Here is a 13,179-nt window from a genome sequence, read left to right on the forward strand (position 1 = left end):
CCCTCCCAAGAGGCTCCACTATCACAGGCTTAACGCTGACATATAAAGCAGTAGCATCCCCAATCACCACAGCTTATAAACTCACCAAAAAACCATCAAATGTTTGTTTCGAACTAAAACTTACCGACAAACGTTTGTATTTGCAACAGTCCAAGATTGACAAAAACATGCATTAACCTAAGTAAAAACCATGCTAAAATTGGTCTGACCAAGCAAGAAAATTAACTACAAATAACTGATAAATATGCAATTAAACATTTTAATCACATATGACAATTGCAGTTAAATGAAACTTGTCAGACAACTTTACCAATCAATACGCAAAGTAATTAATTACGTAATTAAATAACTAAGAGTAAATTTATTATTACATCATTTTTACTATATTAGACCTAAGTAGAAAATGCTCAATGTTTTGAACTAACCTAGAGGTAAGTCAGATAAATTCATATGAATCATAATGATAAAGACTGTTGCTATTGCTGCAAATTAAAACGACCGTTTTATTTTGACGTTTACGTAAACGAAACAAGTGTCGTGTGCGATTCAAACTAAGTACCAGGTTGCGTTTCCCGATCAACAAGGTGGGATGTGATGGTTAACTCAAAAAATAAATCACTTTTTTATAAAAAAAATGAAACAAATTTGACATTACAGCGGGATGAAGCTTAGACGCGACTTTTTATGAAGCTTTTCTCCTGCGAGAACCCATACCTTACTTCCTCAAATACATGCCTTTTCGTAACACTTATTCGCAGCACTGCACATTTCAACCACGACATCTGAAACATATGTTGCCAACTTAAATGCAAATCATTACTATTCGCGACCTATTTATTTGGGGGAACCATTAATGAAATCATTTCGTTTGTCACTAACTGCACTCGCCTGCCTTTCCGTTTTATCGCAAGCTGCATCCGCCGAAGCTAACTCGGTATCAGCAAATACTGAAGCCAACGTTGAGCGCATCACGGTTTATGGCAGACAAAACTCAGTGGTGAAAAATTCAGGGCTAGCGACTAAATCCGACATGTCTCTCATGGAAACACCCGCTGCAGTTGTAATTGTTGACCAAGAACTGATCGAAACCCAAGGTACAGATAATCTGCAAGACTTGATCCGTAACATCAGTGGTGTGACTCAAGCGGGTAATAACTATGGCATCGGTGACAACATAGTCATCCGTGGTTTAGGCGCAAATTACACCTATGACGGTATGTATGGCGGTGCTGGCCTTGGTAACACTTTCAACCCCACGCGCTCTTTAACCAACGTTGAATCCGTAGAAGTATTAAAAGGCCCAGCGACTGGACTCTATGGCATGGGGAGTGCTGGCGGTGTCATCAATTTAATTGAGAAAAAACCGCAATTCGAGTCAAAAAACAAATTTACCGCCGAAGTTGGACAATGGGATACCTACTCCCTTGCTCTGGATAGCACGGGCGGCCTGAGTGATGATGTCGCTTACCGTTTAGTGGCAAAATCCGGCCGCAGTGATGGGTATCGCGATATAGGTACAGACAGAGACGAAATCTATGGCGCCTTAAAATGGGTATTAAGTGATAGCCAAGATGTAATGCTTTCAGGTGCTTACATCAAAGATGCTATTGCCGTTGACTCTATTGGCCACCCGATTCGAATTTACAATGCCGATTCAGTCGGCGGTAAGAGCGCGGGAGAGGTCACTTGGCAGGATTTGATCAACGATCCAAGTGGTAAAGGTCTACAACTGACCGATGCACAGCGTCAGCAGTTAGCGGCCTCGTTGTCGGGTGCTGACGGCTTAAGGCCCTATTCGTTTGGTGATGCAGGGCTGATTTCACCCATGGCGAAGGACAATGAAGGCGAAGAGTTAAGATTTAAACTAACCCACAATATTTACTTCAACGATAGTCTGTTTCTTAATCAGCAATTACAGTATCGCGACTACACTTCAGGCTTCGCCCGCCAAACAGGTGCTTATAACTACGTCTACTGGAAACAAGGCAAAAACCCGATCAACGCAGATCCCCGCGCGCCATTAGTTGAAAACGGCGTACTTTATCCTTTTGCTGCAAGACGTCAGGAATACCGTAAAGTGGATGCCGACGAGACTTCGTGGCAGTACTTTGCCGATTTACGTTATGACTTCCAAATTGGCAATATAGACAATGAATTATTGGTCAATGCCAACTACGAAGACCGTAATATTCGCTTCCAGCAATATTCTATCTTCGATGCCGATCAAATCTATAAAAACAAAGATGGCAAAATCATTTACCAAGGATCTCTGCCTTATATATACGACATCCGCAATCCTAACTGGGGCACAGGTAAATTCGAGGACTATGACCCACTCAAAACAGCGAACTATGACAAAAAAGTCAGCGCTTGGGGCGTAGGTTTACAACATGTCAGTTATCTGCCATACGGCTTTACCACGCGTATTGGTGTTGCCTTTAATGAGATTAAACAAGCCTATGAGCACTTTGGTGTTGATCCACGCTATAGCACTAGCCAATCCCAAGCGACACCAGAAGCCGATACCACAGATAACGGTATGACCTATAACCTAGGGTTAACCTACATGCCAATTGAGGATTTATCATTTTTCATCAACCATTCTAAAGGGCGCACCGCTTACAGTGTACTTGATGCAGTAAAAGATAATGCTACCGACCGAGATGATTCAGAATCAATTAGCAATGATCTAGGTATGCGCTTTAAAGCATTTGAGGATCAATTGCTTGGCTCACTGGTATTCTTTAAAAGCTCGCGTACTAATGTCGCCTATAACAACCCTGATTATACCAATGGCATATTAACCCCTAATATTCCCGTATATTTTTACGATGGCAGCGAAGATACTCAGGGGGTCGAACTCGATCTCAATGCCCACCTGAATGATCAATGGCGCGTTAACCTTAATGGCATGTACCAAGATGCAAGGGATAAGCAAAACCCGAATGACGTCGCAAATTACGACAGCCGTCAAAAAGGTGTGCCTTATGTCACCGCCAGTGCTTGGGTTACCTATGGCGCGGATTGGTTTAGATTATCAAACCCAATCGAGCTGAGCCTTGGTGCAAAATTTGTCGATGATCGCAGTACGCACTCAAGCTCATTTGGTATTCCAGACGGTTATGTGCCTAGCTATACCGTCGTTGACTCGGCGGTGAGCTACAACGCGGATTCTTGGAAAATCCAGCTGAACATCAATAACCTTTTCAATAAAGACTATTACAGTAAAGCCATGTTCCTCGGTGGTATGCCGGGTGAAGAACGCAACGTCAAACTGCAATACAGCTATAGCTTTTAACACTTAAACATCAGCGTTAAATTTGATGTTGTAAACCAATAAAAAAGAGAGCATTTATGCTCTCTTTTTTATATCCAAATCAGAGTGACAACATTAACTCACATTCTCCCTATCGCCACGCATGAGGGATTCCAACTCTGCCTTACCCTTATTCGATAGATTGATTAACGTCGCCAAATCATTTTGATGGGCTGCGCTAGCAATCACCAGTTTCTTATCATGTTCAGCAAAGATTTTTACCCGCTCATTGGCTTGTACCTGCGATAAACCTAGGCCTTGGAGAATCTTCTCACTGGCCGATAGCGCCGAACCAAAGGTCTCACGAAACACATCCGTCACCCCAAGGCTCATCAAACGATAAGCATGGTTACGGTCCCTCGCCCGCGCGACTATGTTGATATGGGGAAAATGTGTTTTCACTTGCTGAGCAATTTCAATGGAATCCTCAACACTGTCAACGGCCAACAATAATAAACGCGAGCGCGCGATCCCCGCCGACATCAACATGTCTAAGCGTCTGGCATCACCAAAATACACTTCACCACCGTATTTACGAATAACATCCACATGACTCGCATCCTTATCCAAGGCGACAAAAGGGATACCTGATGAGGCCAAAATACGCCCCGTGATCTGGCCTACTCGACCAAATCCAGCAATCACCACTTCAGATTCGGTGACATTAATCGTATCTGGCAGACGAGTATCCACCACTTTGGCTTTAGTTGCTCGGAACAAAGTAAACAATAGAGGTGTTACTGCCATAGACAAACCAATAGCAAGCACAAGGACTTGCGCAATTTTATCGCCGACAATACCAGATAGCTGCGCCTGAGATAACAGCACAAAGGCAAATTCGCCCCCTTCAGCAAGGATCAAACCTAGTGCAATACTAGGCCGCCATTTGTGGTGCCGAATGCGACCCAACACCATAAGCACAAAGGTTTTAATCAACAACATAGCCATTAAAATACCCAGAATAAGTAACGGATCAGATATCAATAATTTCAAATCCATACTCATACCGACAGCCATGAAAAACAGCCCAAGCAATAAGCCTTTAAAAGGTTCTATGTCAGTTTCGAGCTGGTGCCGATAACTTGAGTTAGCGAGCATAATACCCGCCAAAAATGCCCCCATACCCGCGGAAAGTCCCAACCACTCCATTAACTCAGCGCTACCCATGACCAGCAATAATGCAAAAGCGGTGAGCACTTCACGCACCCCACTGCTTGCCACTAGTTTAAGGAATTTAGGCAGTAAATATTTCCCCACTAACACAAAACCAACGAGCGCAAGACACGTCCAGTACCAAGGCACCGCATGATGTTCAATCTGAGCAGAATTGGGCGCCAAATATGCTGTCAGCAGCAACATAGGGATAACCGCAAGGTCTTGCATTAACAAGACACCAAAAGCATCACGTCCAAGTGGGGTTGTAAGCAACCTATGCTCACTCATTAACTGCACGGCAAAGGCTGTCGATGATAAAGATAGCGCGGCGCCAACCACTAAAGCCGCCTCAATAGACAAGCCAAAGCCCCAAGCCAAACCTCCAATCGCAGCCCATGACAACAACAGCTGACCACTGCCTAAACCAAAGATAGCACTGCGAAGTTCCCATAATTTACTTGGATTCAATTCGAGTCCAAGTACAAACAGCATAAGTACCACACCTAACTCGGCAAAATGCAACACGGCTGCAGGATCAGAAACCAACGCCATACCACCTGGGCCTAAAATAATCCCTGCAGCCAAATAGGAAAGAATAGGGCCCGCGCCAAAACGTTTACCCAAGGGAACAAAAATAACCGCCGCCAATAAAAATAGCAGCACCGACGTGAGTAAACTCGACTGTTCCATGAAGGCTCCAACGGAAAAAGGAATGCGCATTGTTCTATGTAAGGCCCCAGCAATAGCTAGGCAATTATCAGCTATGATATCCCATTTATTTATTAACAAGGTCAAGGCAATTCATTAAAAATGAGAAATTTTTGATACGAAAAACACTTAAGCGTGGGGGAAATCAACTGGAGCAACAAAGCAGAGTAAAAGAGCCCTTAGAGACACCTTAGACTGTTATTGCATTTTAGCGAGTGGCTGCAAAATAAAAAACGAGCAATAAACTAAGGAAGGATAAAACCAGTAAGGGCCTACCAACTCTGGATGAGACTAAATGCTCACTCGACTTGCATTACACAGAGGGCGATGCGATATGACGCCGTAAATCAGTTGCCTGCTTGTCACATTTTAATATGTCAGAATAGCGTACTACGGTGTTGCGACCATTGGCCTTAGCGGCATAGAGCGCCATGTCGGCTCGATGAAATAATGGATCCAAACTCAGATCATCAGCCATTAAACCGCTCACGCCAAAACTCGCCGTTATGACGAACTTATGCCCTGAATGTTGGGTATCAATGGCCTCGATACGAGCTCGACATTGCTCAGCCACTTCCATACCTTTCTCTTCATCGGCATAAGGTAATAAAATCGCAAACTCCTCACCGCCGATACGAGCAAAAACATCACCATTTCGGATATGGGATTTAAGGGAGTCAACCACCTTTTTAAGCGCCCAATCGCCAGTTCCATGACCAAAAGAATCGTTGATGCGTTTGAAGAAATCTAAATCGAATAAAATGACACAGAACCCCCCGCTACGAGCCGTGGCTTGCACAAAAAGGTTTTCTCCCAACTCTTGCCCTGCACCACGATTCAATATGCCTGTTAAGGCATCCATTCTCGCCATACGCATAAACTTACGTTTCTGCATCTGACCTACGGCTAACAAAATCCCAAGGAAGAACAGCCCACCCACTAGAATAGTGATAAACATCAGCATATTGGTGTATTCCCGCTCTTTTACCATTTGCTGAGCGATGTAAAGTTCACGCTCTTTATTGAGTAAATTGATTTCACGCGACTGTTCATCGGCATTAAACTTAGCCGCCTGATAAGCGAGGGTTTTCATTCTAGATTGGTCAAAAATCAATTGATTATAATATTGTTCTTTTCTTGTGTATTCATAGGCTTGCTCAAATTGTTTATCCGCCGCCATCAGTTCGGCAAATACCTTATATGCAATATGCTTATATTCGATGTAGCTATTATCATCGGGGAATGAAAGCACTTTAACGGCGTGACTTTTCGCTTGAACCTGCTCACCCATGGCAAAGTAATTCTCGGCAAGTAGTGCATGTACATGGCTAATTTCTAACTGAAATTGAAAAGCTTCATACCCTTTTAAGGCTAATAGCAGAATCGCTCTCGCGCCTAAAAAGTCGCCCCGCTCCTGCAAAACCATAGCTTTGCCTTTCATCGACATAGTCGCCAGAAGGGGGAATTGCTTCGCATCACAGTATTGACGGCTATCTTCGAAGGCATCGAAGGCGTCGGGATTTTTCACGCCGAGTAAATAAATAGCGCGCAACAATTTGGCATGACAAATATCGCGGACATCGGTTTCCTTTGCGAGTTGTAGCACCTTATTGGCATAAAGGCCCATATCGCTATAAGCGTCCATTTCGGAATAAATATTGGCAATTCTTAGATATGAGTGCCGTTTAATCGTAACATCATCAATATTCACCACTAGGGCTAATGCTTGAGCGACTGCAGCCAAGGCTTTGTCATAGTCACGGATCCCTATATATACCGTGGCTTTGTAACTATAAACTGACGCCAATAAATCAGTATTTGGCACTAAGGTTTCGGCTTGGTGAAGATCATCTAACGCTTTAGTATATTCACCGATGAAAAAATAACCTATCGCTCTATCTATCCTCAGTCGTCCTTGTTGTATTGTAGTTAAACGACTGAATTCTTTCTCATATTCGGCAAGCTTTTTCTGCGCAGCACTAAGATCAGATTGCAGTAATACATCAAGCTCATTGAGTGCCTGATCAAAATCGAGAGAGTTAGCCATCAAAGCTGTCGAACACAAGGCGAAGATGGCTAATAGGGCACAACGTAACCGTTTCAAGATTAGTTAATTATTACCATGATTGACTAAAATAAATGTTTGATAATTTTGGTCGCCACTCAAAACTTTTAGTTTTGTCATATCCCCTGTCATTACAGCGCTAATTTCTTCATCAGTTAACCCATGGGCACGCATAATGGCCTCAGGGTCCTGTTGATACGCTTCCATCAGCAGTGCATCTTGGCCTAACTGGGTAAAAAAATCGGATAATGCAGACATACCTTTCCTTATTTATATGATGACTCCCGAATTCAGCTCAGAAGTACAGCACTCACAATTAGCCTAAATCTTCAGGTCTAATGCCTAATTTAGTTAAAATAGCATAGTTGTATTCGAGTTTTTTTGCTGGCGGGATCAGTAAGGTACTGATCGGAGATAAGTTTGCCTCGGGCAGCTTACTCAACGGCAAATACTCAATTCTAGGGGCTTGAACTGGCAGATTAGCAGCTTCGTAGATCACCACTTGATGATCTCGCGGATACCATTGATTCAGTTGTTCAACCAAAATCTGCAGCCTGTCACTCGTAGTATGGAACTGAGTTAAGGTATGTTCACCAGCAATCGCAATTTGCCATAACAATAAATGGGTTGTCGGATCGGGCACATGATTAAAAAACATAAACTGGCTAGCTTCAAAACTTTGATGCCCAGAGCTGCCGGGGTCAATACCCAGATCAGCCCATAAACACGCCTCGGCCGAAATCCCCGGCTCCATCTTCGCTGAAAACCCTTCTGCCCTCGCCCGTGTAATCGCCATATGGGAAACACAGGCAAAGACTCCAGGATGACCATAGAGCGCACAAACGGTTTTTTTGCCAGCCCTTACGGCCTCCAATATAGAATTAACCATTTGTTCGTAGGTTTCTCGGCGATTTTTAACTTCACCATTTTGTGCATAAAACGGCTGTAAATTGATGACATTGGGATTAATGTTCTGGATCCAACGCTGCGAAAAACCATCGGGCAAGAGTGAAAACACGACATCAGCGTGCTCAATATAACTACGACTCATCACACTGATCTGTCCGGCCAGTTGTAAACCCGTACCTACGCAAACTAAAGAACCCAATGCATCTATCCCACTATTTTATTTCGAACACTGCAAACTTACGGCAAAAAGCCACAGTACAAGAACACAATAAAAACATATCGGTAACTTTAATCTGATTTTAACGAGATTACTATGCTTATCGCCACACATACTGTCTATCGACTTGCTAACTAATTGCTTGGCTTTAAAGAAGAAATCGCTCACATTTACTCTTTTCCCAATCCAGCCAACAGTAAACCTGTACGGCTCTGAAGCAGAAAATCATACTCATAGCCCCATATGACTTCAGCGAATAAATATCCTTAAAGATTGAGAACTAAAGCCAACATACTGGGTCGAAAAGTCACACAATTCGATCTATGACGGTTGCAAAGCCCGATTGCCCTTGTCATGAGGGGGAATGCTTGGGTATTATGGCCGCCAGATTTTCAGAAGTAGCGCATACAATGATCAATAAAAAGCAAAGTCTTACCCTACTGGGCGCTGTGGCGCTCTCTGTTTCACTCAGTGCCTGTAGCGTGTTCGATTGGTTGATTTATAAGCCCGATATTCCACAGGGCAACTACATGGAACCGCAACAAGTTGAAAAGTTGCGCATTGACATGACCAAAGAACAAGCCGAATACATTCTCGGCCGTCCGGTATTACGAGATAGTTTTGCTGACGATACTTGGTACTATGTGTATCACTACAAGAGTGGGCGTGATGCCAGCATTACGCATAAAGAACTCATACTGCACTTTACGGGCGATAAACTTACCTCAGTGAAAGGCGATTATGAACTGAGCAAAGAATTTAGTACGCCGCTAGAACAAAGCAGCTTGCCAACAGGTAATAAAATTGAGCTAGTGCCACAAATTCCAGCACAGCGCGCCGATGAAAAGCCATTAGTGAAAGAAAATCAAGCTGAAGCGCAAGTTCAAAAACCAATTAAGTAATATCCTAAACTTTGCTTATGCTCTTCTCAGTCAATCAAATACAAAAAAGCGCCCAAGGGCGCTTTTTTATTGAGCAATGATGTCAGTATTTAAGCCCGTCCGCCCGTCACTTTATTCGCGCGGCCTTCATCTTTAGCTTTATCTGCTCGGCGACGACGCACATCCTTAGGATCAGCAATCAAAGGACGATAAATCTCAACCCTTTGCCCCGGTAAAATCACTTGGTCATGCTTAACCACATTACTAAATACACCGAGCTTAACCGTCTCTAAATCGATCTCAGGAAAAAAACTCACTATGTTACTTAAACGCACCACCTCAATCGCTGACGTGCCGGTATTCACATTCACCGAAATCACTTTTTGCTGTGTAGGCAAGGCATAAACCACATCAACTACAAACTTATCTGTCTCATTTGTCACTGTAAATTACCTTAGCGCGACTCGTAAATGCCGTCACCATTGATACCATAAGATCATTAAACACTTTACCAAAGGCCATATCGGCTAACGAGCTTGAAAACTCAAAACTCAGCTCGAATTCTACCTTGCAGGCCTCTTCAGTCAGCTCAGTAAAACGCCACTGCCCCAATAAATGCTTAAAGGGCCCATTTTCCAATGTTAAATCAATACTCTTACCAGGAACCACTTGGTTGCGAGTCGTAAATGTCTTACGGATCCCCGCTTTACTCACATCAACAGATGCCAGCATAGTCTTGCCATCAAATTCTAAGACTTTGCCACCCACACAACCGGGTAAAAATTCCTTATACGACTCGACATCATTCACTAAGTCATACATTTGCATCGCACTAAAACGGACTAACACACTTCGAGAAATTTGCGGCATAGGACTTAGTACTCTTCACTAACGTATTCACAGCGACCTAAGTAAACTCAAACGCACGAAAAGAACACACGTGCAATAAACAACTTAGGCCAACAATCAAAATTTGCACGGATTTTATCACGATACGTAAAAAACGCACCCCTTGTGCACTTAGGCTGATACTCAACCCCCTAATCACGTTCAAAAAACCAGCAACAACACGATAGAGGCTTGAAATTAACTAAATAAACCCTTATATCAATACCAAATTGATTCACCGTGCGTATAATGGCGCCACTATGGTAAAGAAAAATTCAAGCAAAGCCGCGCCTGCGACTATCGCACGTAATAAGCGCGCAACCTTCGAATACCGTTTCGAAGAGAAAATGGAAGCTGGCCTATCCCTCATGGGATGGGAAGTGAAATCTATCCGTATGGGTAAGGTCAACTTGTCCGACTGTTACGTATTTCTGAAAAATGGCGAAGCCTTTATGCATGGCTGCACCATTATTCCCTTGAATACGGCATCGACACACGTTGTCTGCGATCCCCTACGTTTGAAAAAACTGCTACTCAGCCGTAAAGAGCTAGATAAACTAGCGGGCTTAGTTGAGCGCCAAGGCTACTCTATTATTCCTATCTCAATGTACTGGCGTAAAGGTGCATGGGTAAAAGTGGAAATTGGCCTAGGTAAAGGTAAGAAAGATCACGATAAGCGCGAAGATACTAAAGCGCGTGAATGGGAAGTTGAAAAAGCACGCGTGATGAAAAAAGAAAAAACGCACGGATAATGAACAAACGATTGAACTTGAAGCAAATGATGCTAGGTGATCATAGTGCTACGGGTTACAATCAAATTCTTGGGGGCGATTCTGGATTCGACAGGATTCACGAAACCCTGGGAGCATGCCGAGGGGCGGTTGGCCTCGTAAAAAGCCGCACAGTTATAGTTGCAAACGACGATAACTACGCTCTAGCAGCTTAGGCTAGCTAGCCATCTGACACAGGTCTCTCAAATGGGCGGTGTATACAGATGGTCATCTTACATTTGATAGCGAGGGAACTCCGTCCGGGGGTGAACCGCGAAATAGTACCGGACTCGCCCGATGAAATCCTGTCTTTCGGAGTTTATTCGGGTTAATTAAAAGAGAGACTAAGCATGTAGTGCCTTGGATGTAGGTGTTCTGGACGCGGGTTCAAGTCCCGCCGCCTCCACCAAATATAAGAACAAAGACGTCTCAGGACGTCTTTTTTCTTGCCTGAATAAAAATAAAATCAATAACTTAGCTTAATTTTCAGTCCATAGACGTCCAATAATGGTTGGTAACATCCATGCTTTTTAGTAACATCAGAAGTAACACCAGTACTTAACCTTAAAGCGTGGTGTTACTAAAAATGGTGTTATCTATTACAAATCAATACCTTATATAAGTATTAATTTTAGTAACACTGAGTATCAACAAAATACTGGTGCTAAGGTGTTGTTATGGCAAGACTTGCTAAGCCTCTATCTGATACAGAGATCAAAACTGCTAAACCAAAAGATAAGGAATACAACCTTGCCGATGGTAGTGGTCTACAAATCAGAATTAAGCCAAATGGCTCGAAACTCTGGCTACTTAACTACTCACACCCAATAACGAAAAAACGCCAAAACCTTAGCCTAGGCTCTTATCCTGATATCTCACTATTATCAGCTCGTAAGCTCGCACAAGAAGCTCGAACTCTTATTGCCCATGGCACAGACCCTAAAGCCCATAGAGAAGAGCAAATGGCAGCAAAAGCGGCCATAGTCGAGCATACTTTTGGCAGAATTTCCGCTGAATGGTTTGATCAAAAAAAAGACGCTATAACAGAAGATCACGCGGCAGCGACCTGGCGTTCCTTTAAACGTCACCTACTGCCTTCACTAAAAGACATTCCTATCAGTCAAATTACTGCCCCTATGGTTATTACATTCCTAAGACCAATAGAAGCAAAGGGAAATTTAGAAACGGTAAAACGACTCGCGCAGCGGCTTAATGAAGTTATGATCTATGCCGTCAATACAGGGTTAATTCATGCAAACCCATTGTCAGGAATTAAGGCCATTTTCAAAAAGCCTCGCAAAGAACACTTAGCAGCTATGAAGCCAAGTGAATTACCCGAATTAATGCAAGAAATTGCCAACGCAAGCATTAAAAAAGTGACCCGCTTTTTAATTGAATGGCAACTACACACCATGACTCGCCCAAACGAAGCGGCTGCTGCTCGTTGGGATGAAATCAATTTTGAAGAGCGTATTTGGCATATCCCTGCGACAAGAATGAAAATGCGTCGTGATCACATCATTCCACTGACAGAGCAAACATTAGCCCTACTACAAGCAATTAAACCAATCTCAGGACATAGAGAATTTATCTTTCCTGCAGAAAGAGACCCAAAAACTCACTGTAATGTACAAACAGCCAATGCAGCTTTAGTACGGATGGGATTAAAGAACAGAACAACCGCTCATGGTTTTAGATCGCTTGCCAGTACTACACTCAATGAGCAAGGATTTGATCCTGACGTAATAGAGGCGGCCCTTGCTCACACGGATAAAAACCAAGTACGTAGTGCCTATAACCGCAGTATTTACCTTGAGCGCCGTCGAGTGATGATGACATGGTGGAGTGAGTACATCATGGATGCAGCTAAAGGAAACGTAAGCCTTGCGCATAATGCCAGAAACTTGCGACTTGTAGCCCAATGAAATAGCTCTTTCCTTTATTTAAAGCTACAACATAAGTAAGGGGCTGCCATATGGCAGCCCCTTACTTATATATTCCACTATCAAATAACCTTAGTGGGTAGACAAATGTAGTGGCACACTAATTTTGGCCACCTAAATAGAGGTGATATTATTACCTCGTAGATGACTTTAGGTGAACACATGAGATCGACAACCAGAAAAACATTTAGTGCTGAATTCAAACTTGAAGCAGCCCAATTAGTCCTCGATAAAAACCATAGCATCATCGAAGCTGCAAAGGCGATGAACGTAGGTAAGTCCACTATGGATAAGTGGGTGAGACAGTTAAAACTAGAACGCCAGGGT

The 13,179-nt window shown here is 43.2% G+C and carries 11 protein-coding genes and 1 other RNA gene; 6 read left to right on the forward strand and 6 right to left on the reverse strand.

The window, feature by feature from the left end:
• Positions 1 to 853 precede the first annotated feature (853 nt).
• A complete protein-coding gene (locus tag L5L91_RS03110) occupies positions 854 to 3,298 on the forward strand; it encodes a TonB-dependent receptor (RefSeq protein WP_263235646.1) in 2,445 nt (814 codons plus the stop codon).
• Positions 3,299 to 3,391: 93 nt separating this feature from the next.
• On the opposite strand, the gene L5L91_RS03115 is transcribed toward L5L91_RS03110, so the two are convergent.
• The 4 genes from L5L91_RS03115 to L5L91_RS03130 all read right to left on the reverse strand — a co-directional run bounded on the left by L5L91_RS03115 (position 3,392) and on the right by L5L91_RS03130 (position 8,352).
• Complete coding sequence (locus L5L91_RS03115) at positions 3,392 to 5,161, reverse strand: monovalent cation:proton antiporter-2 (CPA2) family protein (protein ID WP_105249794.1); 1,770 nt, start codon at positions 5,159 to 5,161, stop codon at positions 3,392 to 3,394.
• Between the two features lie 331 nt (positions 5,162 to 5,492).
• A complete protein-coding gene (locus L5L91_RS03120) occupies positions 5,493 to 7,226 on the reverse strand; it encodes a GGDEF domain-containing protein (RefSeq protein WP_263235666.1) in 1,734 nt (577 codons plus the stop codon).
• A 63-nt stretch (positions 7,227 to 7,289) separates the two neighbouring features.
• Complete coding sequence (locus L5L91_RS03125) at positions 7,290 to 7,502, reverse strand: hypothetical protein (protein ID WP_028760725.1); 213 nt, start codon at positions 7,500 to 7,502, stop codon at positions 7,290 to 7,292.
• A 58-nt stretch (positions 7,503 to 7,560) separates the two neighbouring features.
• Complete coding sequence (locus tag L5L91_RS03130; protein ID WP_028760726.1) at positions 7,561 to 8,352, reverse strand: SAM-dependent methyltransferase; 792 nt, start codon at positions 8,350 to 8,352, stop codon at positions 7,561 to 7,563.
• Positions 8,353 to 8,780: 428 nt separating this feature from the next.
• On the opposite strand from L5L91_RS03130, the gene L5L91_RS03135 reads away from it, so the two are divergent.
• Positions 8,781 to 9,272 (forward strand): outer membrane protein assembly factor BamE, encoded by a 492-nt coding sequence (locus tag L5L91_RS03135; RefSeq protein WP_263235647.1) that lies wholly within the window; start codon positions 8,781 to 8,783, stop codon positions 9,270 to 9,272.
• An 89-nt stretch (positions 9,273 to 9,361) separates the two neighbouring features.
• Here the strand turns inward: L5L91_RS03135 and L5L91_RS03140 are convergent, their stop codons facing one another.
• Both L5L91_RS03140 and L5L91_RS03145 read right to left on the reverse strand, forming a co-directional pair.
• Positions 9,362 to 9,694, reverse strand: a complete 333-nt coding sequence (locus L5L91_RS03140; RefSeq protein ID WP_263235649.1) for an RnfH family protein — start codon at positions 9,692 to 9,694, stop codon at positions 9,362 to 9,364.
• A complete protein-coding gene (locus tag L5L91_RS03145) occupies positions 9,684 to 10,121 on the reverse strand; it encodes a type II toxin-antitoxin system RatA family toxin (RefSeq protein ID WP_028760728.1) in 438 nt (145 codons plus the stop codon). Before L5L91_RS03145 ends, L5L91_RS03140 begins: the two co-directional genes overlap by 11 nt.
• A 278-nt stretch (positions 10,122 to 10,399) precedes the next feature.
• Between L5L91_RS03145 and smpB the strand changes: the two genes are divergently transcribed.
• From smpB to L5L91_RS03165, 4 genes are all read left to right on the forward strand, one after another.
• Entirely contained in the window at positions 10,400 to 10,891 is a 492-nt protein-coding gene (gene smpB / locus L5L91_RS03150; RefSeq protein ID WP_006080832.1) for an SsrA-binding protein SmpB, read from the forward strand.
• 71 nt (positions 10,892 to 10,962) lie between these two features.
• Positions 10,963 to 11,318: a transfer-messenger RNA gene (gene ssrA, locus L5L91_RS03155) on the forward strand.
• Between the two features lie 268 nt (positions 11,319 to 11,586).
• Positions 11,587 to 12,834, forward strand: coding sequence for an integrase domain-containing protein (locus L5L91_RS03160; RefSeq protein WP_263193384.1), 1,248 nt, complete (start codon positions 11,587 to 11,589; stop codon positions 12,832 to 12,834).
• Positions 12,835 to 13,014: 180 nt separating this feature from the next.
• The coding region (locus L5L91_RS03165) for a transposase (RefSeq protein WP_263235667.1) at positions 13,015 to 13,179 on the forward strand (165 nt) is incomplete at its 3' end.

The organism is Shewanella sp. SM55 (genome assembly GCF_025654025.1).
Classification (GTDB): Bacteria; Pseudomonadota; Gammaproteobacteria; order Enterobacterales; family Shewanellaceae; genus Shewanella; species Shewanella oncorhynchi.

Excerpts from the sequence above, each read along its gene's own strand:
- L5L91_RS03110 (WP_263235646.1), top strand. The coding sequence starts at position 854 with ATGAAATCATTTCGTTTGTCACTAACTGCACTCGCCTGCCTTTCCGTT.
- L5L91_RS03115 (WP_105249794.1), bottom strand. The coding sequence starts at position 5,161 with ATGGAACAGTCGAGTTTACTCACGTCGGTGCTGCTATTTTTATTGGCG.
- L5L91_RS03120 (WP_263235666.1), bottom strand. The coding sequence starts at position 7,226 with ATGGCTAACTCTCTCGATTTTGATCAGGCACTCAATGAGCTTGATGTA.
- L5L91_RS03125 (WP_028760725.1), bottom strand. The coding sequence starts at position 7,502 with ATGTCTGCATTATCCGATTTTTTTACCCAGTTAGGCCAAGATGCACTG.
- L5L91_RS03135 (WP_263235647.1), top strand. The coding sequence starts at position 8,781 with ATGATCAATAAAAAGCAAAGTCTTACCCTACTGGGCGCTGTGGCGCTC.
- L5L91_RS03145 (WP_028760728.1), bottom strand. The coding sequence starts at position 10,121 with ATGCCGCAAATTTCTCGAAGTGTGTTAGTCCGTTTTAGTGCGATGCAA.
- smpB (WP_006080832.1), top strand. The coding sequence starts at position 10,400 with ATGGTAAAGAAAAATTCAAGCAAAGCCGCGCCTGCGACTATCGCACGT.
- L5L91_RS03160 (WP_263193384.1), top strand. The coding sequence starts at position 11,587 with ATGGCAAGACTTGCTAAGCCTCTATCTGATACAGAGATCAAAACTGCT.